The organism is Stenotrophomonas cyclobalanopsidis, from assembly GCF_008710035.1.
GTDB lineage: Bacteria > Pseudomonadota > Gammaproteobacteria > Xanthomonadales > Xanthomonadaceae > Stenotrophomonas > Stenotrophomonas cyclobalanopsidis.
The window spans coordinates 1-20509 of record NZ_VYKI01000003.1; the positions used below are offsets into that span (position 1 = coordinate 1).

A 20509-nucleotide genomic window follows, 5' to 3' on the forward strand; every position below is an offset into this window, starting at 1 on the left:
GGCCAGGATTGCGTGGGGCGTATTCAAGAGTGGCAAGGAATTCGACCCAGCCATGCTGAAGGTAGGCCAAGCCTGCTTCCAACAGGCTTGACCACGAACATAGGATCTCGGCTCTACAAGAGCGCTTCATCGGTAGCGCCGGGCCATGCCCGGCGGAGGGCTGGGTAGAGCCGAGCCTACGCTCGGCTTGCGCGCGCGGCGCGCCTGCATCGCTCGCCGAAGAACAGCCGAGCATGGGCTCGGCTCTACAAGAGCGCTTCATCGGCAGCGCCGGGCCATGCCCGGCGGAGAGCTGGGTAGAGCCGAGCCTACGCTCGGCTTGCGCGCGCAGCGCGCCTGCATCGCTCGCCAAACAGCAGCCGAGCGTGGACTCGGCTCTACAAGAGCGCTTCTTTTGGTAGCGCCGGGCCATGCCCGGCGGATGACGGTCAGAGCAGCGTTTCGATCGCGCTGCGCAGCTGCTCCGGTGCGGTGGTCGGTGCATAGCGCGCCACCACCTGGCCCTGCCGGTCGAGCAGGAACTTGCTGAAGTTCCATTTGATGCGGGCGATGCCCAGCAGGCCGCGCTTCTCGTGCGACAGCCAGTGCCACAGCGGGTCGGCGCCCTCGCCGTTGACCTCGATCTTCTGCGAGAGCGGGAAGCTGACCGGGTAATCCAGCGAACAGAACTGGCGGATCTGCGCCGCGTCGCCAGGCTCCTGCCCACCGAACTGGTTGCAGGGGAAGCCGACCACCACCAGGCCACGGTCGCGGTAGTCCTGCCACAGCTGCTCCAGGCCGGCGTACTGCGGGGTGAAGCCGCAGCGACTGGCGACGTTGACCAGCAGCAGCGGACGGCCCTGGTACTGCGCCAATGCCTGCGGCTGGCCATCCAGGTCCACGAAACCGAAGTCGAAGGCGTTGGGCATGGCGTACCGTCCAGGGGGAGAGCCCCATGGTAATCGCAGGCTGCGCCGGTTTGCGCCGTCGGGCATGCCTTTTGACACAAGTGGCGCCCGGGCCGGGCGGGTTAACCTCGGGCACTTGTCTGTCTTACCGGAGTACCGCCTTGACCACCCGCCTTGCCCTTGCCGTGGCCATGACCCTCGGCCTTGCCCTGCCCGCCTATTCGGCCAGCGCTGCCACCCCGGCCGCTGCCGCCAATGCCCAGCAGGCCAACCCGTTCTTCGCCGACAGCCCGCTGCCGCTGCACTTTCCGCAGTTCGACAAGATCAAGGACAGCGACTTCGCCCCGGCCTTCGACGCCGGCATGGCGCAGCAGCTGAAGGAAGTGGAGGCGATCGCCAACACCAAGGCCAAGCCGACCTTCGACAACACCATCATCGCCCTGGAGAAGAGCGGTGACGTGCTGGACCGTGCGACTACCGTGTTCTTCAGCCTGGTCGGCGCCGATACCAACGATGCGCGCAAGAAGCTGCAGGCCGACTACTCGGCGAAGTTCGCCGCGCACAGCGATGCGATCGCGCTGAACGGCAAGCTGTTCGCCCGCATCCAGGCGCTGTATGACACCCGCAGCCAGCTGGGCCTGGACGCCGAAGGCGTGCGCCTGGTCGAGAAGTACTACGACAACTACGTTCGCTCCGGCGCCAAGCTGTCCGAGGCCGACAAGGCCACGCTGAAGACCATGAACGCCGAGCTGGCCAACCTGGGCACCAAGTTCAGCCAGAACGTGCAGTCGGAAGTGAACGCCTCGGCGATCACCGTCGACGACGTCAAGCAGCTCGACGGCCTGTCCCAGGAACAGATCGCCGCCGCCGCCGAAGCCGCCAAGGCCCGCGGCCTGGACGGCAAGTATGTGATCACCCTGCTCAACACGACCGGCCAGCCGCCGCTGACCAACCTGGCCAACCGCGACCTGCGCCAGAAGATCTACGAAGCCTCGATCACCCGTGGCAGCCGCGGTGGTGAGTTCGACAACACCGCCCTGGTCTCGCGCATCATGCAGCTGCGTGCCGACAAGGCGAAGCTGATGGGCTTCCCGAACTTCGCCGCCTACAACCTGACCAACCAGACCGCGAAGAACCCCGAAGCCGTCAACGCGATGCTGGGCAAGCTGGCCCCGGCCGCCGTGGCCAACGCCAAGCGCGAAGCCGCCGACCTGCAGGCAATGATCGACAAGGAACAGAAGGCCGCCGGCAAAAAGACCTTCGCCTTGGAGCCCTGGGACTGGGCGTTCTACAGCGAGAAGGTGCGCCAGGCCAAGTACAACTTCGACGAATCCCAGCTCAAGCCGTACTTCGAAATGAAGAACGTGCTGGAGAACGGCGTGTTCTTCGCCGCCAACCAGGAATTCGGCCTGACCTTCAAGCAGCGCACCGATCTGCCGGTGTACCACGATGACGTCACCGTCTATGACGTGTTCGATGCCGACGGCAGCCAGCTGGCGATCTTCATCTTCGACCCGTACGCGCGTGCGTCCAAGCGCGGTGGCGCCTGGATGAACTCCTACGTGTCGCAGTCCAAGCTGACCGGCTTCAAGCCGGTGGTCGCCAACCACCTCAACATCCCCAAGCCGCCGGCCGGCCAGCCGACCCTGCTGACCTGGGATGAGGTGAGCACCACCTTCCACGAATTCGGCCATGCCCTGCACGGCATGTTCTCCAACGTGAAGTACCCGTACTTCTCGGGCACCGCCGTGCCGCGCGACTTCGTCGAGTTCCCCTCGCAGGTCAACGAAATGTGGGCCGACAACCCGGCCATCCTGAAGAACTACGCCAAGCACTACCAGAACGGTTCGGCGATGCCGCAGGCGCTGCTGGACAAGGTGCAGGCCGCGGCCAAGTTCAACCAGGGCTTCGCCACCACCGAGTACCTGGGTGCAGCGATGCTGGACCAGAACTGGCACCAGCTGGCGGCCGACAAGGTGCCGGCGGCCAAGGACGTGATGGCCTTCGAGCGCGCCGCGCTGGAGAAGGACGGCATCTACTACGCGCCGGTTCCGCCGCGCTACCGTACCCCGTACTTCAGCCACATCATGGGCGGCTACTCGGCTGGCTACTACGCCTACATCTGGTCGGAAGTACTGGACGCCAACACCCAGAAGTGGTTCAAGGACAACGGTGGCCTGAGCCGCAAGAACGGCGACCACTTCCGCGCCACCCTGCTGTCCAAGGGCGGCAGCGTGGATGCCATGCAGCTGTTCCGCGATTTCGCCGGCCACGAGCCGCAGATCGAACCGCTGCTGGAAAAGCGTGGCCTGACCGGCGCCGGCGACTGATCGCCCGCCCGGTAGCGTGAAATGAAAACCGCCCGGGAAACCGGGCGGTTTTTTTGTTGGGGCCATCCACGCATGGCGTGGATCCACTACGGAAATCGTCCGTTCCGACTAACGCGGTGCCACGTACCCGCCGCGCACGCCTTCCGGCGACAGCACCAGCTGCCACAGCTGCGCATGCCGGTAGCGGAACGTGGCCATTGACCCGGCCAGGTAGAACCGCCACATGCGGCGGAAATGCTCGTCGTAGCGCGCGTCCAGCTGCGGCCACGCCGCCTCCACGTTGCGCCGCCACGCCTGCAGGGTCAGGTCGTAATCGGTGCCGAAGTTGTGCCAGTCCTCCAGCACGAAGCGCCCCTCGAAGGCGCGGGTGATCTGCGCGGCCGAGGGCAGCATCGAATTGGGGAAGATGTAACGTGCGATCCACGGATCGGTGCGGTGCCGGGACACGTTGCTGCCGATGCTTTGCAACAGCAGCAGCCCGCGCGGTGACAGGCAGCGCCGCGCCACCTCGAAGAAGCGGTCGTAGTTCTTGTCGCCCACATGCTCGAACATGCCGATGGAAAACACCGCGTCGAACGGCTCGTCCAGTTCGCGGTAATCCTGCAGGCGGATCTCGATCGGCAGGCCAGCGCACAGCTCGCGCGCGTAGGCCGCCTGCTCCTGCGAAATGGTCACGCCCACGCCACTGACGCCATGGCGCTCGGCGGCAAATTTCAACGCCTCGCCCCAGCCACAGCCGATGTCGAGCACGCGCTGGCCCGGCCGCAGGCCCAGCTTGCGGCAGACCAGGTCGAGCTTGGCCTCCTGCGCGGCATCCAGGTCGACGGCGTTGCGCCAGTAGCCGCAGCTGTAGACCAGGCGCTGGCCCAGCATGGCCTGGTACAGGTCGTTGCCGAGGTCGTAATGGCGGCGGCCGACTTCATAGCTGCCCTGCCCGGCCTGCAGGTTGAACAGCCGCGCCTTCAGCGCATCGGCCACCTCGCGCCAGCCATGCACGCGCTCGTCCAGGTGCGCCGATATCAGGTGGACCAGGAAGTCATCCAGGACGTTGGCATCCCACCAGCCGTCCATGTAGCTCTCGCCCAGGCCGAGCGAGCCGTGGCCCATGACCCGCGCGAAGAAGCGCGGGTCATGCACCTGGATATCCTGTGGCTGGGTGCCGCCGATGCGGACCCCGGCTTCCTGGAGCAGGTCGGCAACCCGCTCCTGCAACCCTGTATCCACGCATCCTCCGTCTGCGGTTACCCGCGTGCGAACAGCGCCACGTAATCCTTGGCCACGTGCGGCAGCAGCACTGCGGCCGGCACATCGGCCGTCTGCGTGCCATCCGAATACGGGCCGACCTGGTAGGGCGGGAACACAAAACGCAGTGCCGTGATCTGGCCCTTGTCGTCGGTCAGCGGCTGGAACTGGCTGAAGTTCTCGGCCTGCGGGCCGGTGCCCTCGGCAATCATCCGCGAAGCGTTGCGCAGCGATTCCTGCAGGTCCGCCGGCTCCATGTCCTCGCCGCTGAGGCGGGTGGCCACGCGCTCGCGCAACTGGTCGGCAACGAAATCGCTGATCGCCTTCCAGCCCTTGTCATCGGCCACCAGCGTGCTGGCGCTCAGCATCTGCTGCTGCTGCGGCAGCCACACGAAGCGCGCCACCAGCGGCTCGCCGTGGGCGCCACCGGTATAGCGGCTGCCATCGGCACTGACCACCACTAGCTGCGGGGTCTCCAGCACCTTTTCGAAGCTCAGCGACAGCTCGTAGGGCATGGTCGGCTTGTCGTTGCCCAGGCCGTCCAGCGCCTGCTGCAGATCGCCGCGGGCGGAGGTGGCGTATTCCTGCAGCGCGCGCGCCAGGCCCGGGTAGCGGTCGATGCCGGCCGGGTAGCTGATGCCGACGACTTCGCGTTCGTTGTTCTCCACCACATCGCGCAGATCCAGCGGTGCTTCAGTGGCAGGCGTGGGTTCGGCCGCTGTGGCTTCTGCCGCCGGCGCCGCCTCGGGGGCCGGAGCCGCCTCTTCGCCACGCTGGCAACCGGCCAGCAGCAGCACGCCCATTGCGCCGGCCAGCGCGCTCGCACGCAGTGGCCGGTTGTTTCCAGTCTTCATCGGGATCCCCTGTTCATGTTCGTACATCATCGCCTGCGATGGCTGAAGCGTGGCCCGCTGCATTCAGCCTACCAGCAGGTCGTGAAACTCCTCGTGGCGCTGCAGGAAGGCCTCGGCGTAGGCGCAGGCCGGCACCACCTTGTACTTGTGCTCACGGGCGAAGCGCAGCGCGACGCGGGTCAGCTCACCGGCGATGCCGCGGCCGGCGATCGGCTCGGGCACCTCGGTATGGGTGATGACCATGCGTCGCCGCTTGATCTGGTAGTCCAGCAGCGCCCGCTGTCCACGCACATGGGCGATGAAACGGTGGTTGGCCTGGTCGTGCTCGACCTCGTAGGCCAGACCGGGGGGCGTGACCGAAGCCATGGGACTGTCTCCTGCGACGACTGCGCGCATGGTGCGCAGCGGGGCGCCATGACCGCGTGAAGCCTGAACAGGGGCAGGTCTGGACGGTTTGCGTCATATCCCGCCCTCAAGCTGCAGCAATGGCGGCCGCTAACCCCTCTGGAGGGATACGGCCCGATTGGCACGCCCCTTGCGAATGTTGCCCCTGTGTCATGCCTTTGGAGGCCCGCCATGCACCCCAGCGATTCCCATACCGATACCGACCACGCCCTGCTGGAGGGCCTGCTGCAGCTGGCAGTGGAAGGTCAGACCGACGACCAGGATTTCCAGCGGATCGGCGAGGAAGTGTTCTCGCGCCTGCTCGACACCTACGGCCAGAACATCCGGGCGGCCTGAGCCGCCCTGCGGGTCGGATCCCGGGGGATCCGACCCTCGCCCCTCAGCGGCCGAATCCGAAGGTCGGGTTCGACAGCTGGGCCAGGAAGTGGCCGAAGATGGCCGGCTGCATGGCCAGCATGAAGATCACGCCGAACGCGGCACCGGCCAGGTGCGCGCTGTGGTTGATGCGGTCGCCGCCGCGCTTGTCCATCCAGATGCTGTAGCCAACGTAGAACACGGCGTAGATGATCGCCGGCGCCGGAATGAAGAACACCAGGATGATCGTCCACGGGCTGAGCAGGATGAAGGCGAACAGCACCGCCGACACCGCGCCTGACGCGCCCAGGCTCAGGTAGTTCGGGTTCTTCTGGTTCTTCAGGTAGCTCGGCAGGATCGAGACCAGCAGCGCGCCCAGGTAGAACGCCGGGTAGGTCAGCCAGCTGCCGGTCAACAACAGCATCACCTTCTCGATCTGCCCGCCGAAGAAGAACAGCGTGATCATGTTGAAGATCAGGTGCGACCAGTCGGCATGGACGAAGCCGTAGGTGATCAGGCGGTCGTACTGGCGGTGGCGGTCCACCGCCGGCGGCCACAGGATCAGGCGGTCGGCCAGCTTGCGGTTGTTGAACGCCATCCACGACAGGAGGGCGGTGATGGCGATCAACAGCAGGTTGACGGGGGTCATGTCGGCTCAGGCTCAGGCAGTGCGGTAGTTGTCGACCATACGATAGCGTTTTGCATACCAACCGAAGGCCAACGCCGCAACGAACGCGAAACCGGCGAAGAAGAACATCAGGAACGCCGCCTCGCTGAGCCCGGTCCCGGCGATCTTCTCGGTCACCGTATGGTTGCGCACCGCTGCATTGGACAGCAGCACCCACAGGTTGCCGATGGTGGTGGTCAGGTTCCAGAAGCTCATCACCACGCCCTTCATGGCCTGCGGCGCCTGGCTGTAGGCGAACTCCAGGCCGGTGGCCGAGACCAGCACCTCACCGAAGGTCAGCAGCGCGTACGGCAGCATCTGCCAGAAGATGGACATGGCGTTGCCGCCGTCCATCACCACCTGGATGCCACCGACCACGATCCAGGCCAGGCCGCTGAAGGCGATGCCGGCGGTCATCCGGCGCAGCGCGGTCGGCTCGAAGCCGAAGCGGCGCAGGGCCGGGTACAGCACCAGGTTGTTGAACGGAATCAGGATCATCACCAGCAGCGGGTTCAGTGCCTGCATCTGCGAGGCAGTGAACCAGCTCGGCATCTGCATCTGCTGGCCCTGCAAGACCCAGGTCGACGCCTTCTGGTCGAACAGCGAGAAGAACGGGGTGGTCAGGGCGAAGATGACCAGCACGCGCAGCACCGAGCGCACGCCTTCCACGGCTTCGGCCGGGTGCTGGCCACGGGCGCGGTCCAGCTGCATCCAGGTGCCGCCGCCGATGCCGGCCAGGACCAGCACCAGCGCGATGCACAGGCAGATGACGATGCCCAGGCTGCCGACCAGGCCCAGCGAGGCCACCGCCAGCACTACGCCGGCCACGGCGATGGCCAGGCCCGGACGGCCCTGCCCGGCCACGCGCGTGGTCAGCGCGGTGCGCACCACGTTGGCGAACGAATGCGGATCCTTCGGCGGCAGCGGCACCAGCACGTAGCGCCTGCGGCCCAGCCAGAACACGAAGGTGGCGATGAACATCAGGATGCCCGGGATGCCGAACGCCCACTGCGGGCCCCAGTTCTTCAGCACCAGCGGGATCAGCAGCGAGGCGAACAGCGAGCCGAAGTTGATGATCCAGTAGAAGGCATCGAAGACGAACTTGGCCAGGTGCTTGTTGCTCTGGTCGAACTGGTCACCCATGAACGAGGCCACCAGCGGCTTGATGCCACCGGCACCCAGCGCGATCAGACCCAGGCCGAGGAAGAAGCCTTCGCGGCTGTTCTCGAACAGCGCCAGGCAGAGATGGCCGGCGCAGTAGACCAGGCTGAACCAGAGGATGGTGTGGTACTTGCCGAAGAACCTGTCGGCCAGCCAGCCGCCGAGCAGCGGGAAGAAGTACACGCCGATCATGAAGCTGTGCATGATGTCCTTGGCTTCACCGGCGCGGCCTTCTGCAGTGATTTCCTGCAGCAGCAGCGAGGTGATCAGGAACTGCACCAGGATGTTGCGCATCCCGTAGAAGCTGAACCGTTCGCAGGCCTCATTGCCGATGATGTAGGGGATCTGGCGCGGCATCTTTCCCTGGCCGGCAATGGGGGCGACTGCGTCGTGGCTCATCCTGTAAGGCATTCCTGCAAAGCGAGAGTCGCAGTTTACGGAAGCAGTGGCTGCTAAGCACGCTGCACGGCTGCATGACAGCGGCGCCGATCCATGGCAGGTGGTCGCGACCCTGCCGGAAGTCACGGCACCTGCACGGCAAAAGCGTAAACTTATCGTTATGCGCCACCGCCCCCCTGCCCGCCTCCTGCTTGGTTGCCTCGTGCTGCTGCTGGCTGCGCCCGCCTGGGCGCGACCGCAGGCCACGCCGCTGGCGGGCGCCGTCGCTGACGAGGGCCGGCAGCTGACCGTGGCCGCGCTGGAACTGCCCAGCCGCGATGACGCGCAGTGGAAGCAGCGCCGCGAACAGGTGCTGCAGCTGCTGACCGAACTGCAGCCGGATGTGATCTCCGTGCAGCAGGTACTGCAGCAGCAGGGCCGCAATCCCGCCTGCTGGCTGGCCAGCCGGCTGCGCTACAGCTGCGATTTCGTCACCGCCGACCCGCCGAGCCAGCCGCTGCGGCACGGCAATGCGATGCTGACCCGGCTGCCGGTGAGCGAGGACGGAGTGACCCTGCTGCATCCGCCCGGCACCTTCAGCGCGGCCGGCATGATGCGCCTGCGGATGGGCGAGGCCCTGCTCAACGTCTATGTGGCCCGCCTGCGCCCGGACCCGGACGAGGCCACGGCACGCCAGCACCAGACCAGCGACCTGATGACCTGGATCGGCGCCACGTCCGATGGCATGCCCAGCCTGATCGCCGGTGATTTCGCCGCAGCGACCCCCGAACTGGTACGCAGCACGCCCGGCTTCCAGCCGGCGCGGCGCAACCCCGGGGGCAGGCCGGACGCCCCTGCCGCCAGCGGTGGTGGGGCCAGCGGCCACGGCCTGGACGTGCTGTTCCAGGTCAAGCATTTCGGCGGCATCCGCCAGCAGGCGATCCTGCTGCCCGCCGACGGCGACCTGCCCGGGCTGCGCCTGGGCGTGATGGCCACGCTGCGGCTGCAGGGTGTGCCGGCTACCACCGAATAGACGTACCGCTGCGCTCGCCGGGCATGGCCCGGCACTACCCCGTTTCCGGCACCGCGCGCCGTTTCCGGTAGCGCCGGGCCACGCCCGGCGGATGCGGTCGTGCGAAAACAAAAAGGCCGGGGTTTGCCCCGGCCTCTTCGTTTCATGCAGTCACCGCACTCAGGCAATGGCTTCCTGGTAACGACGCTCGACTTCGTTCCAGTCGATGACGTTGAAGAACGCGCCGATGTATTCCGGTCGACGGTTCTGGTACTTCAGGTAGTAGGCGTGTTCCCACACGTCCAGGCCGAGGATCGGCGTGTTGCCTTCCATCAGCGGGCTGTCCTGGTTGCCGGTGCTCTCGACGACGACCTTCTTGTCCGGGGTCACGCTCAGCCAGGCCCAGCCGCTGCCGAAGCGGGTCAGCGCAGCCTTGGTGAAGGCGTCCTTGAACTTGTCGAAACCGCCCAGGTCCTTGTCGATGGCCTTGGCCACGTCACCGACCGGGTTGCCGCCGGCGTTGGGGGCCATCACGGTCCAGAACAGCGAGTGGTTGGCGTGACCACCACCGTTGTTGCGCACCGGACCCTGCAGGTTCTCCGGCAGCGACTTCAGCTTCTTCACCAGCTCTTCGACCGGCAGGTCAGCGTACTCGGTGCCTTCCAGCGCCGCGTTGACGTTGTTGATGTAGGTCTGGTGATGCTTGGTGTGATGGATTTCCATCGTTGCCGCATCGATGTTCGGTTCCAGAGCGTCGTAGGCGTAGGACAGCTTGGGCAGGGTGTAGGCCATGATGCATCTCCTGATAGCGAGGGCACCCGACGGCGTCGTCGGGCGGTGCGCGTTGAATGATGGGGACAGACCGCCACATTACCAAGAGGGATGTAAAGGAAATTGCGTCCTGCAGGTGATTGCATTGGCAATTGTTACGCAGCAGTGACGCGGCCACCGCTCCTCATGCACGATGCAGCGCACAGGCGCTACAGTGCACGCACTTCCCTCGCCCACCACGGCCCATGCGCAATCCCCGGCTGTTGATCACCGCCATCGCCCTGCTGCTGCTTGGGCTGGTTGCCAACCATTTCCTGCAGCGGCCGCCGGCACCGCAGTTCGCGCCGGACCTGCAGGGCGCCAGCAACCGCAACGCGCCGGCCGTGCGCGCCGCCGGCAGCGACCGCGGTGATGGCCTGCCCGGCTTCCTGCCTGCCGAGGCGCGTCGGACCATCGCCCTCATCCAGCGCGGCGGCCCCTTCCCGCACCGCCAGGACGGCACCACCTTCGGCAACCGCGAGCAGCGCCTGCCGCAGCGGCCGCGCGGTTACTACCGTGAGTACACGGTCGATACCCCCGGTGCCTCCAACCGCGGCGCGCGCCGCATCATCACCGGCGGCGACCCGCCGCAGGCGTGGTATTACACCGACGATCACTACGATTCGTTCCGCAGCTTCACCGTACCGGCCCCGGGAGAACGCCCATGAGCCACGACGATTTCGGCCTCGGCCTGCATGACATCAACAACGCTGGCGTCTATGCCATCGATACCGGCGACATCAGTGACCTGGCGGCGGCCATGCGCGATGCTTCGCTGAAGGTGATCCGCATCGACCTGCACGGTGTGGCCGACAAGCGCACCCTGCTGGCGCGGCTGGCCGCACAGCTCGATTTCCCGGCTGGCTTCGGCGGCAACTGGGATGCACTTACCGACAACCTGCGCGACCTGCAGTGGCTGCCGGCACCGGGCTATGCCCTGTTCCTGGCCGATGTGGATGCGCTGCGCGCGGGCGCGGCAAAGGACTTCGACACGCTGCTGGATGTGATGGACGAAGCCAGCCGCGACTGGGTCGGCCGCGACGTGCCGTTCTGGGTGTTCCTCTCGCAGAGCGAGTAAACGGGGCGGCGCTACTGCCCTGGTAGAGGCCGACCTTGGTCGGCGCTCTTGCCAACCAAGGTTGGCATCTACCAAAGCACGCTTCTGCCAGCCAAGGCTGGCATCCACCAAAACACCACCCGTTACCGGCTGCCGTTATCTTCCTGCAGCTCTTTCTTGAACGGGATGTCCGGGGGCGGCCTTGCCACGGCGGGCTGGTCCTGCATGTTCGGGTCGCTCAGGCCGCAGCCGCCACCGGCCTGCAGGATCGAGATCACGCAGGAGATCTTCGTGCTGGTACCCGGCAACGGAATCTCCATTGCCTTGACGCCCTTGCGCACCCATTCGGCCAGCAGCGATTCCTGCGGCACCCAGTATTTGTCGAACGAGGTCGGCGTGTAGTCGTAGGGCGGTCGCTTCAGCCAGCGGCCCGATTCGGCGATGCGTTCCTTCGTCCAGCCATCGTTGGCCCCGCCCGGCGCGCCGCGCTCGGCAGCACCCTTGGCATCCTGGCCGGGCACCTTGACGCTGCCGTCGGCATTGAACAGCCCCTGCCCCGCACCCTGCGAGCTGGCCTGCGCTGCACCGCTGCGCGCACCATCACGGTTGCGGTCCGAGGCACCCCAGTCGTCGCCCTTGGCCGGTGTGGCCCAGTTGCCCGGCGTCGGCGCGGGACGCGCACCGGCCTGTGCCGGCGTCCCCGCGCTGGCGGCCGGGCGTGATGCACTCGCGGTGGACGGACTGGCCGCGCTCCCCGCCGGTGCCGACGCAGGTGTACTGCTGGCACCACTGGCGGGAGACGGCGCAGCGACCGGCGCGTTGGCCACGCTGCGTTCGCGCACCTGCACGTCACGACCGGTCGGTGCACGCACGCTGGGTTCGCGCCCAGGCACGGCCGCCATCCGCACCTGCGGGTCGACCACCGCCTGCACTTCGCGCTCGCGCACCTGAACCTCGCGCTGCTGCGGCGGGCGCACCTGCACCTCAGCGCTGCGCAGCGGTTGCGGCACTACCGGCGCTTCCACCGTGGCGACCTCGCGCTCCTGCACCTGCACCTCGCGAACCGCAGGGGCAGGCACGGCCAGCGGCACCTGCCGCACCCGCATCGATACGGCTGGCGCCTGCACCGTCTGCACGCTGCGCTCGCGCACGGCGGGCGTGCTGTCACGCGGCACAATGTTCACTTCGGTGCGCGGCACACTGACCGGCGGCACCACGAAATCAGTGGTCGCCTCGGCCACTGCGGTGGCCTGCACCGGTGTCGGCGGAGGCGCAGCCTGCGGCGCGGGTTCGCTCTGCACCGGCGGTGGCGGCGTCACTGCGGCGCTCCCCGCCTCGGCAGGCGCGGTGGCAGCAGGCGCAGGCGGTTGCGGACGCGGCGCGCTGGCCTCGCCGGCCGGCTGGCCACTGGCCACCGCAGCGGCTTCGGCAGCCGCCGCCTCGGCGCCGGGCTGGTCGCCGCCGCCTTCCTGCGCGCCGCGGCCGACAAATTCAATCTGCACGCGCTCGCCTTCGGCACCGGCATCGTCCGGCGCGGTGGTGCGGATCACCGCCACCCACAGCAGCAACAGGAAGAACAGCAGGTGCAGCAGCGCACTGGCAACGGCCGAGGTCCAGCGCATCCAGCGCTGGTCGCGCGGGGCCGGCTCCCAGTCCTGCCACAGCAGGCGCCGCGCGGCGCCCCATGGGCCTAGCGCCGGCACCACGCCGGGACGACCGGGCAGCGGTCGTGGCAGCAGCACCGCGATCACGTCGCTGGCGTGGAACGGCCGCGCGATCGGTTTCAGCGAGCGCAGCCAGATCGCCCAGCCATACGGCAGGCGCGTGCGCTTTTCGAGGATGAGGGGGTGCTGCTGGCGCGCCAGCAGCAGATCGATCAGTTGCTCGGCTCTGGGCAGAGGCACGCGTTGGCGATCAGGCGGCGTTGCCGCGGGGGATGTACGGCGCGTGGCCGCTGTCATGGTCGGTCGCGTCGCGCACGGCGGTCACGCCCGGCACGCGGCCCATCAGGGTCTTTTCGATGCCCTGCTTGAGCGTGACGTCGGCCATGCCACAGCCCTGGCAGCCGCCGCCGAAGCGCAGCAGCACCACGCCATCGGCCGAGACTTCCTGCACGGCGACCTTGCCGCCATGCGAGGCAAGCTGCGGGTTGACTTCGTTTTCCACCACCCAATGCACGCGCTCGACCAGCGAGGCGGCCTCGCCGGGCGCTTCGCCCTTGATGCGCGGGGCCTTGATGGTCAGCTGCTGGGTGCCGGCGGTGCCGGGAACGATGTCGATCTCGGCACCGTCTAGCCAGCCCACGCTGAGCGCGTCGACATACAGGGTGAAGCCATCGCAGTCCACGGCCCATTCGTCACCGAGCAGGTCGCTGGGTTCGGCGAACTCCAGGCGGGCGTCTGCGCGCGGCGTGCCGGGATCGACGGCGCTCAGGCGCACGCCCATGCCGGGCACGCCCTCGCGTTCGATCAGCTTGCGGAAGTGGGTCTGGGCAGTGTCGGAGATCTGGATCATCAGGCTATTCTAGCCAAGTCAGCGCCGGTCGCTCATTCGGTTTATACACCGGCCGGCGCATTGTTCAGTCAATTCGAGGTGGAGGAACCCATGTCCGACCTGATTCCGCTGGCACAGGCGCGTTGCGTGCCGCGCAAGGGCAGCGACCACAAGCTGGGCGAAGCGCGCCTGGCCGAACTGCTGCCGCAGGTGCCGGGCTGGGAACTGGCCGAGGCCGGCCAGGCGCTGGTGCGCACGTTCCGCTTCAAGGATTACTACGCCACCATGGCCTTCGTGAACGCGCTGGCCTGGATCGCCCACCACGAGGACCACCACCCGGACCTGGGCGTGCACTACGACCGCGCCGTCGTGCGCTACTCCACCCACGACGTGGGCGGGCTGAGCGAGAACGACTTCATCTGCGCGACCAAGACCTCGGCCCTGACGGAGCACGTGAAATGAATGTTCGACTGCTGAGCCTGTCCCTGCTCGCCGCCACCGGCCTGGCCGGCTGTGGTTCGTCCGAGCCGCCGGCGCCGCCGGCCGCGCCGCCGACCGAGGTGGCCGCGGTGAAGACCCCGCCGCCGCAGTACCCGATGGAGCTGGCCTGCACCGGCGTGGGCGGTACCAGTACTTTCAAGGTCACCATCGGCACCGATGGCCGCCCCAGCGAGGTCCTGCTGCTGACCGGCGCCGGCAACGCGCAGTTGGATGACCTGGCCAAAACCGCAGTCCAGGCGTGGGAATTCAAGGCCGCCACCCGCAACGGCCAGGCCGTGCCCGCCACCATCCAGGTGCCGGTCAGCTTCAACCCGCCGCAGCCGAAGCCGGACCAGTGCTTCGCCATTGAAGAGCGGATGCGCCGCGGCGGCTGAAGGCCGCCGTAGCGACCAGGCCAGCCGACGCCCGCCTTGCCCCCCGCCGTCCCGGCCTGACCCGGGGCGGCTGCTGAACGATCAGGAACGCGTCGGTAAATGCTGCAGATCTCCCCGGAAAACTTCTGGATCGCACTCGCGGTTACCCTCGCCGCTGGCCTGGCGACCGCCATCGGCAGCCTGCTGGTCCTGTTCTCGCGCCGGCCCAGCCCCCGCCTGCTGGCGTTCGGTCTGGCGTTTGCCGGCGGCGCGATGGTGTATGTCTCGCTGTCGGAAATCCTGAACAAGTCGATCGAATCGTTCGCCCTGGCCTACGGCGCACGCGGCGGTTTCACTTGGGGCACCATCGCCTTCCTGCTGGGCGTGCTGGCGATCGTGGCCATCGACCACCTGATCCCGAACCCGCACGAGACGCTGGATTCGAAGGAACCGGCCTTCCGCGACAACAACAAGGCCTACATCAAGCGCGTCGGCCTGCTGACGGCCGTGGCGATCACCGCGCATAACTTCCCGGAAGGCCTGGCTACCTTCTTCGCGACGGTGGAAAGCCCGTCGGTGGGCATGCCGCTGGCCTTCGCCATTGCAATCCACAACATTCCCGAAGGCATCGCCATCGCGGTGCCGGTGTACTTCGCCACCCAGAGCAAGCTGCACGCCTTCATGGCCAGCCTGCTGTCAGGCTTGGCCGAGCCGGTGGGCGCGGTGCTCGGCTACCTCCTGCTGAAGGGCTCGCTGTCGCACGCCACGTTCGGCTGGGTGTTCGGGCTGATTGCCGGGGTGATGGTGTTCCTGGCGCTGGATGAGCTGCTGCCGGCAGCCAAGCGCTATGCCAAGGGCCACGAGACCGTGTACGGACTGGTGGCGGGCATGGGCACGCTGGCGATCAGCCTGGTGCTGTTCAAGTGGTGATCGGTTTGCGCGCCGCCCTGTAGAGTCGAGCCGTGCTCGACTGGCTTTCCGCGCCATCCCGCCCCGTAGAGTCGAGCTTGCTCGACTGGCTTTCAGCCGCGCCCGGCCGAAGAGCAGTCGAGCACGGCTCGACTCTACAAGGCTCGCTTACTTCAGCCGGTCCAGCGCTTCCACCAGCTCGTCGGCCAGCGGTGCGTTCAGCACGTACGGGGTCTTGCCGGCGTCCAGCGCGAACTCCAGCGAGGCCGCGTGCAGGAACAGGCGCTTCAGCCCGATCTGCTCACGAAGCCGCTTGTTGACTGCCGGATCGCCGTATTTGTCATCACCGGCCACCGGATGACCCAGATGCTGGGCATGCACGCGGATCTGGTGGGTACGGCCGGTCTCGATGCGCACTTCGCAGTACGAATGGCCGCCCTTGCGCTCCAGCACCCGGAAGTGGCTGATCGATTCCTTGCCGATCGCGTTGACCTGCACGTGGCGCTCGCCACCCTGGCGCAGGCCCACGTGCAGCGGCGCGTCGACCGTCATCACGCCGTCGGGCATGCGCCCGGCCAGCAGGGTCAGGTAGCGCTTGCGGATGCCGGCACCGTGGTCTTCACGCAGCAGCGCCTGCAGCTCGCTCAGCGCCGAACGCTTCTTGGCCACGATCAGCAGGCCCGAGGTGTCGCGATCCAACCGGTGGACCAGCTCCAGGGTCTGCCCCGGGCGCAGGGCACGCAGGGTCTCGATGGCGCCGAAGCTGATGCCGCTACCACCGTGGCTCGCCACGCCGGTCGGCTTGTTCAGGGCCAGCAAACGTGCATCTTCGAAGACGATGGCCTGTTCCAGGCGGCGCATGAAGGACTCGGGCGGACCGGCCTTGTCTCCTTCGTCGGTGAGACGAACCGGTGGCACACGCACCTCGTCGCCCGCCTCCAGCTTGCGTTCGGCCTTGGCGCGGCCGCCATTCACGCGGACCTGGCCGCTGCGCACCAGCTTGTAGACCAGGCTGCGCGGGGCGCCCTTGAGCTGGCCCAGCAGGAAATTGTCCAGGCGCTGGCCTGCACGGTCCTCGGGAACGGTGATCATGCGCACGGAAGGCTTGTCGCCGGCGGGCTTGGTGGGGTCTGGGGCAGTCATCTGGCTGTTTATTCTGTTACACTCGGGGGGCGAGATAAGGGATTGATTTTGCTGGAAGTTACTCAGGGCCAGAAGCCCAGCTTCCGACGAATCCGGCACAGTGCGCGACCACCGCCCGCGGGGCGGCCATGTTAGCGGCTCACCGGCCTTCCCGGCCATCGCCGGATGCCTGACACGCAACCGTGCTGAACATGTCCCGCGCGGCGCTCCAGCCTGGCTGACAGCTGCCGCCGGCCCTGCAACACCCCAAAAACCAGAAAAGTGAAGCGCTCCCGCGGCCTGCCGTGGTGTCGTAGCGCTGGAAACCCAAGCCGTCCTCCCCGCGCATGCGCGAATGGGCGGTGAACCGTGTCCAGAGGCGAAACCCCATGGCGTTCCGCGCGGTAGCCGCTTGCGAGGAACGCAACAATGAAGCGAATGCTGATCAACGCCACGCAGGCCGAAGAGCTGCGTGTTGCCATCGTCGATGGCCAGTCGTTGTATGACATCGATATCGAGCAGCCGGCGAAGGAACAGAAGAAGTCCAACATCTACAAGGGCCGGATCTTCCGCATCGAGCCCTCGCTGGAAGCGGCCTTCGTCGAATACGGTGGTGGCCGCCATGGCTTCCTGCCACTGAAGGAAATTTCCCGCGACTACTTCCAGGCCGGCGTCGACCACAACAAGGCCGGCATCCGCGAGCTGCTGAAGGAAGGCCAGGAAATCGTCGTCCAGGTGGACAAGGAAGAGCGCGGCAACAAGGGCGCCGCCCTGACCACGTTCATCTCCCTGGCCGGCCGTTACATGGTGCTGATGCCGAACTCGCCGAGCGCGGGCGGTGTCTCCCGTCGCATCGAAGGCGAAGACCGGGCCGCCCTGAAGGACGCCCTGGACAAGCTGAACATCCCCGACGACATGGGCGTGATCATCCGCACCGCCGGCGTCGGCCGCGATGCCGAAGAGCTGCAGTGGGATCTGGATTACCTGCTGAACGTCTGGCGCGCCATCGCCGAAGCTGCCTTGAGCAAGCCGGCCCCGTTCCTGATCTACCAGGAATCGCGCCTGATCGTGCGCGCCCTGCGTGACTACCTGCGCGCCGACATCGGCGAGATCCTGGTGGACACCGAGGAGATGTACGAGCACGCCCGCGAGTTCATGCAGCAGGTGATGCCGCAGACCCTGCGCAAGCTCAAGCATTACAAGGACGACATCCCGCTGTTCAACCGCTTCCAGATCGAATCGCAGATCGAAGGCGCCTACGAGCGCAACGTGCGCCTGCCGTCGGGCGGATCGATCGTGGTCGACCAGACCGAAGCGCTGACCGCCGTCGACGTCAACTCCTCGCGCGCCACCAAGGGCAGCGACATCGAGGACACCGCCTTCCAGACCAATCTGGAAGCGGCCGAGGAAGTGGCCCGCCAGCTGCGCCTGCGCGACCTGGGCGGCCTGGTGGTCATCGATTTCATCGACATGGCCTCCAACAAGCACCAGCGTGAAGTCGAGAACCGCCTGGCCAACGCGCTGAAGTACGACCGCGCGCGCGTCCAGGTCGGCCGCATCTCGCGCTTCGGCCTGCTCGAAATGAGCCGCCAGCGCCTGCGCCCGAGCCTGGGTGAGTCCAGCCAGATCGTCTGCCCGCGTTGTGACGGCCACGGCCGCATGCGCAGCGTCGAGTCGCTGTCACTGTCGATCATCCGCGTCGCCGAAGAGCATGCGATGAAGGAGAACACCGGGCAGGTGCTGGTCCAGGCGCCGGTGGAGATCGCCAATTACCTGCTGAACGAGAAGCGCAGCGCCCTGCGCGAGATCGAGCAGCGCCACGAAGCGCCGATCGTGATCGTCGCCGACGAGCAGCTGCACACCCCGCACTACAATGTGACCCGCCTGCGCGAGAACGAGCTGGGTGAAGACAGCAACAAGCCGAGCTACCAGCGTGGCACCCCGCGCAAGCTGCCGGTGCACGCCCTGACCAAGGGCCAGCTGAACATCCCGCCGCCGGCCGTGACCCAGGTCAAGCACACCGCACCGGCCCCGGTGCGTGCCGAAGCCGAACCGGTGGCCGCTCCGGCCCCGGCACCGGTGGCCGCTGCCCCGGCACCGGCCGCCAGTGGCGGCGTGGTCGGCTGGCTGAAGCGCATCTTCGGTGGCGAGTCCGCTCCGGCCCCCGCTCCGGCCCCGGCTGCCCGCCAGCCGCAGCAGGATGGCGGCCGCAAGGACCGCAACAGGGATCGCAACAAGGACCGCAAGGACCGTCGCGACGACAGCCGTAGCAACGGCGGCAACGGCAATGCGCAGCAGCAGAAGGACGGCGGCAACCGCAAGGACCGCGGCGAGCAGCGCAAGGACGGCCGCCAGGGCGGCAACAACAACGGCAATGCCCAGCAGCAGCCGCAGCAGGGCAAGCAGAAGGACGCCCAGCAGAAGGACGGCCAGCAGCAGCCGCAGCAGCAGAAGCAGCCGCGCAACGAGCAGCAGGGCCAGAACCCGCAGCAGCAGCCGAAGCTGAAGCAGCCGAAGCAGCCGCGTCCGCAGCAGGACGGCGAGAAGCCGGCCGAGAAGCCGCAGCGCGCCGCCGCCGAAGCACCGGTCGACACCGCAACCGCGGCTGCCGCCGTGGCCGCGACCGTCGTCGCGGCCAACGCAGTGACCGCGCAGGAAGGCACTGCACCGGCCGCTCCGGTGGCACCGGCTGCACCGGTCGCCGCCGTGGTGGCGACTGATGCTGCACCGGTGGCCGATGCCAGCGTTGACGCAGGCACTGACGCCGACGCGGTTGCCGTGTCCGGCGAAGATGCCGCGACCGACGCCGCAGGCGAACAGGCCGGCGAAGGCGCGACCCGCCGCCGTCGTGGCCGTCGCGGTGGCCGTCGTCGCCGCCGTGGTGGCGCCGAGAATGCCGCCGGTACCGATGCCCTGGGCGATGACCAGGACGACGGTGACGAAGCCGATGACAACGACAGCGCTGACCAGGCTGCCGACACTGCCGCCGAGGCCGCGCCGGTCGCCGCCGCGCAGCCGTCGCGCTCGCAGCCGGAATTCGATTTCGATGACGAAGTCGAGCCGCTGGCCGTGGAAACTGAAAAGCCCGCCCGTGCCCCGGTTGCCGTTGCCGCTGCCGCCCCGGTCGTTGCCGTGAGCAGCGCCGTGGTCGAAGCCGTCGCTCCGCAGGAAGCGGCAGCCCCGGCACCGGTGGTCAAGGCCGAGCCGGCCCCGCAGCCGGTGCAGACCAGCATGCTGGATCAGATCGACGCTGCAACCCCGGCCCAGCCGGAAGCACCGGTCGCTCCGGTGGCTGACGCCAAGCCGTTTGTCGAGGAAACTGCCCCGGTGGCCGCGCCGGCACCGCGGGTCGTCGAAGCCGCTCCGGTGGTGGACGTGGCTCCGGTGGTCGAAACCGCAGCGGTCGTCGAGCAGCCGGCAGCGCCGGTGGCCGTCGAAGCCGCGCCGGTCGAAGCCGCCGCACCGGTGGCTGAAGCCGTGGTGACGCCGTCGATCGACCCGGTGGCCGATGGCCATGCCGATTCGGCGAGCCAGGCCGCTGATGCCCAGGCATCGGACGAAGACGAAGAAGCCGCCAAGCGCACGCCGTCGGCGAACTGATCGTTCTTTGATCGCGTAGAACGAAACGGCGGGGATCGATGATCCCCGCCGTTTTTGTTTATGCGTCTGCCGCCGCGTTGGTAATTGCCACGTTGACTCAGCGCACGCGGACACGCCCCGGTAGATGCCAACCTTGGTTGGCGCCGTTGATTCAACGCACGCGGACACGCCCGTGCCAACCAAGGTTGGCACCTACCATAACACCGTTGATTCAATGCACGCAGGCCTGGCCGGAGCACGGGCACCGCCCCGGTAGATGCCAACCTTGGTTGGCGCCGTTGATTCAACGCACGCGGACACGCCCGTGCCAACCAAGGTTAGCACCTACCATAACACCGTCGATTCAATGCACGCAGGCCTGGCCGGAGCACGGG

19 protein-coding genes are annotated in these 20509 nt (G+C 67.4%); 9 read left to right on the forward strand and 10 right to left on the reverse strand.

The annotated features are described in order from the left end of the window. Positions 1-428 precede the first annotated feature (428 nt). Positions 429-908 (reverse strand): glutathione peroxidase, encoded by a 480-nt coding sequence (locus tag FJU31_RS03275; RefSeq protein ID WP_150453471.1) that lies wholly within the window; start codon positions 906-908, stop codon positions 429-431. Between the two features lie 140 nt (positions 909-1048). Here FJU31_RS03275 and FJU31_RS03280 point away from each other — a divergent pair, with 140 nt between their 5' ends. After that, the gene (locus FJU31_RS03280; RefSeq protein WP_150453472.1) at positions 1049-3217 is read left to right on the forward strand and encodes a M3 family metallopeptidase; all 2169 of its coding nucleotides are present in this window, start codon (positions 1049-1051) and stop codon (positions 3215-3217) included. Between the two features lie 108 nt (positions 3218-3325). Here FJU31_RS03280 and cfa read toward each other — a convergent pair whose 3' ends face one another. Genes cfa through FJU31_RS03295 form a run of 3 tightly spaced genes read right to left on the reverse strand, consistent with a single transcriptional unit; the run spans position 3326 to position 5679 of the window. After that, positions 3326-4441 carry a cyclopropane fatty acyl phospholipid synthase gene (cfa, locus tag FJU31_RS03285; protein WP_150453473.1) on the reverse strand — a complete coding sequence of 372 codons (1116 nt, stop codon included), beginning with the start codon at positions 4439-4441 and terminating at the stop codon, positions 3326-3328. 17 nt (positions 4442-4458) lie between these two features. Continuing rightward, on the reverse strand, positions 4459-5340 hold the full coding sequence (locus FJU31_RS03290) for a DUF3298 and DUF4163 domain-containing protein (protein WP_108760620.1): 882 nt from the start codon (positions 5338-5340) through the stop codon (positions 4459-4461). 36 nt (positions 5341-5376) lie between these two features. Then, positions 5377-5679, reverse strand: a complete 303-nt coding sequence (locus FJU31_RS03295; protein WP_079222461.1) for a GNAT family N-acetyltransferase — start codon at positions 5677-5679, stop codon at positions 5377-5379. 210 nt (positions 5680-5889) lie between these two features. Here FJU31_RS03295 and FJU31_RS19235 point away from each other — a divergent pair, with 210 nt between their 5' ends. Continuing rightward, the gene (locus FJU31_RS19235) at positions 5890-6054 is read left to right on the forward strand and encodes a hypothetical protein (protein WP_188115440.1); all 165 of its coding nucleotides are present in this window, start codon (positions 5890-5892) and stop codon (positions 6052-6054) included. Positions 6055-6097: 43 nt separating this feature from the next. Here FJU31_RS19235 and FJU31_RS03300 read toward each other — a convergent pair whose 3' ends face one another. Continuing rightward, on the reverse strand, positions 6098-6721 hold the full coding sequence (locus FJU31_RS03300) for a rhomboid family intramembrane serine protease (RefSeq protein ID WP_150453474.1): 624 nt from the start codon (positions 6719-6721) through the stop codon (positions 6098-6100). Positions 6722-6733: 12 nt separating this feature from the next. Beyond that, on the reverse strand, positions 6734-8299 hold the full coding sequence (locus FJU31_RS03305) for a POT-type proton-dependent oligopeptide transporter (RefSeq protein ID WP_150453475.1): 1566 nt from the start codon (positions 8297-8299) through the stop codon (positions 6734-6736). A 160-nt stretch (positions 8300-8459) separates the two neighbouring features. Here FJU31_RS03305 and FJU31_RS03310 point away from each other — a divergent pair, with 160 nt between their 5' ends. Continuing rightward, complete coding sequence (locus FJU31_RS03310; RefSeq protein ID WP_150453476.1) at positions 8460-9311, forward strand: endonuclease/exonuclease/phosphatase family protein; 852 nt, start codon at positions 8460-8462, stop codon at positions 9309-9311. A 159-nt stretch (positions 9312-9470) separates the two neighbouring features. Here FJU31_RS03310 and FJU31_RS03315 read toward each other — a convergent pair whose 3' ends face one another. Further along, positions 9471-10082: a superoxide dismutase gene (locus tag FJU31_RS03315; RefSeq protein WP_079222465.1), complete on the reverse strand. Its 612-nt coding sequence runs from the start codon at positions 10080-10082 to the stop codon at positions 9471-9473. A gap of 224 nt (positions 10083-10306) precedes the next feature. Here FJU31_RS03315 and FJU31_RS03320 point away from each other — a divergent pair, with 224 nt between their 5' ends. Continuing rightward, positions 10307-10768 (forward strand): guanyl-specific ribonuclease, encoded by a 462-nt coding sequence (locus FJU31_RS03320; protein ID WP_150453477.1) that lies wholly within the window; start codon positions 10307-10309, stop codon positions 10766-10768. Then, positions 10765-11178: a barstar family protein gene (locus FJU31_RS03325; protein ID WP_150453478.1), complete on the forward strand. Its 414-nt coding sequence runs from the start codon at positions 10765-10767 to the stop codon at positions 11176-11178. Before FJU31_RS03320 ends, FJU31_RS03325 begins: the two co-directional genes overlap by 4 nt. Before the next feature lie 122 nt (positions 11179-11300). Here FJU31_RS03325 and FJU31_RS03330 read toward each other — a convergent pair whose 3' ends face one another. Continuing rightward, positions 11301-13061, reverse strand: coding sequence for a hypothetical protein (locus tag FJU31_RS03330; protein WP_150453479.1), 1761 nt, complete (start codon positions 13059-13061; stop codon positions 11301-11303). A gap of 10 nt (positions 13062-13071) precedes the next feature. Then, positions 13072-13671, reverse strand: coding sequence for an NfuA family Fe-S biogenesis protein (locus FJU31_RS03335; protein WP_116864319.1), 600 nt, complete (start codon positions 13669-13671; stop codon positions 13072-13074). 90 nt (positions 13672-13761) lie between these two features. Between FJU31_RS03335 and FJU31_RS03340 the strand changes: the two genes are divergently transcribed. From FJU31_RS03340 to zupT, 3 genes are all read left to right on the forward strand, one after another. After that, positions 13762-14112 carry a 4a-hydroxytetrahydrobiopterin dehydratase gene (locus FJU31_RS03340; protein ID WP_150453480.1) on the forward strand — a complete coding sequence of 117 codons (351 nt, stop codon included), beginning with the start codon at positions 13762-13764 and terminating at the stop codon, positions 14110-14112. Beyond that, positions 14109-14525: an energy transducer TonB gene (locus tag FJU31_RS03345; protein ID WP_150453481.1), complete on the forward strand. Its 417-nt coding sequence runs from the start codon at positions 14109-14111 to the stop codon at positions 14523-14525. The genes FJU31_RS03340 and FJU31_RS03345 overlap by 4 nt, the downstream gene beginning before the upstream one ends. Positions 14526-14624: 99 nt before the next feature. Then, a complete protein-coding gene (gene zupT / locus FJU31_RS03350; RefSeq protein WP_150453482.1) occupies positions 14625-15434 on the forward strand; it encodes a zinc transporter ZupT in 810 nt (269 codons plus the stop codon). 147 nt (positions 15435-15581) lie between these two features. Here zupT and FJU31_RS03355 read toward each other — a convergent pair whose 3' ends face one another. Then, positions 15582-16556, reverse strand: a complete 975-nt coding sequence (locus FJU31_RS03355; RefSeq protein ID WP_150453483.1) for an RluA family pseudouridine synthase — start codon at positions 16554-16556, stop codon at positions 15582-15584. A gap of 408 nt (positions 16557-16964) precedes the next feature. Between FJU31_RS03355 and FJU31_RS03360 the strand changes: the two genes are divergently transcribed. Further along, entirely contained in the window at positions 16965-20135 is a 3171-nt protein-coding gene (locus FJU31_RS03360) for an Rne/Rng family ribonuclease (protein ID WP_150453484.1), read from the forward strand. The last annotated feature ends 374 nt before the right edge of the window (positions 20136-20509 follow it).

What these genes read in the sequence shown, in the direction of transcription:
- FJU31_RS03275 (WP_150453471.1), bottom strand. Translation starts at nt 908, where the DNA reads ATGCCCAACGCCTTCGACTTCGGTTTCGTGGACCTGGATGGCCAGCCG.
- FJU31_RS03290 (WP_108760620.1), bottom strand. Translation starts at nt 5,340, where the DNA reads ATGTACGAACATGAACAGGGGATCCCGATGAAGACTGGAAACAACCGG.
- FJU31_RS03295 (WP_079222461.1), bottom strand. Translation starts at nt 5,679, where the DNA reads ATGGCTTCGGTCACGCCCCCCGGTCTGGCCTACGAGGTCGAGCACGAC.
- FJU31_RS19235 (WP_188115440.1), top strand. Translation starts at nt 5,890, where the DNA reads ATGCACCCCAGCGATTCCCATACCGATACCGACCACGCCCTGCTGGAG.
- FJU31_RS03300 (WP_150453474.1), bottom strand. Translation starts at nt 6,721, where the DNA reads ATGACCCCCGTCAACCTGCTGTTGATCGCCATCACCGCCCTCCTGTCG.
- FJU31_RS03305 (WP_150453475.1), bottom strand. Translation starts at nt 8,299, where the DNA reads ATGAGCCACGACGCAGTCGCCCCCATTGCCGGCCAGGGAAAGATGCCG.
- FJU31_RS03310 (WP_150453476.1), top strand. Translation starts at nt 8,460, where the DNA reads ATGCGCCACCGCCCCCCTGCCCGCCTCCTGCTTGGTTGCCTCGTGCTG.
- FJU31_RS03315 (WP_079222465.1), bottom strand. Translation starts at nt 10,082, where the DNA reads ATGGCCTACACCCTGCCCAAGCTGTCCTACGCCTACGACGCTCTGGAA.
- FJU31_RS03320 (WP_150453477.1), top strand. Translation starts at nt 10,307, where the DNA reads ATGCGCAATCCCCGGCTGTTGATCACCGCCATCGCCCTGCTGCTGCTT.
- FJU31_RS03325 (WP_150453478.1), top strand. Translation starts at nt 10,765, where the DNA reads ATGAGCCACGACGATTTCGGCCTCGGCCTGCATGACATCAACAACGCT.
- FJU31_RS03335 (WP_116864319.1), bottom strand. Translation starts at nt 13,671, where the DNA reads ATGATCCAGATCTCCGACACTGCCCAGACCCACTTCCGCAAGCTGATC.
- FJU31_RS03340 (WP_150453480.1), top strand. Translation starts at nt 13,762, where the DNA reads ATGTCCGACCTGATTCCGCTGGCACAGGCGCGTTGCGTGCCGCGCAAG.
- FJU31_RS03345 (WP_150453481.1), top strand. Translation starts at nt 14,109, where the DNA reads ATGAATGTTCGACTGCTGAGCCTGTCCCTGCTCGCCGCCACCGGCCTG.
- zupT (WP_150453482.1), top strand. Translation starts at nt 14,625, where the DNA reads ATGCTGCAGATCTCCCCGGAAAACTTCTGGATCGCACTCGCGGTTACC.
- FJU31_RS03355 (WP_150453483.1), bottom strand. Translation starts at nt 16,556, where the DNA reads ATGACTGCCCCAGACCCCACCAAGCCCGCCGGCGACAAGCCTTCCGTG.
- FJU31_RS03360 (WP_150453484.1), top strand. Translation starts at nt 16,965, where the DNA reads ATGAAGCGAATGCTGATCAACGCCACGCAGGCCGAAGAGCTGCGTGTT.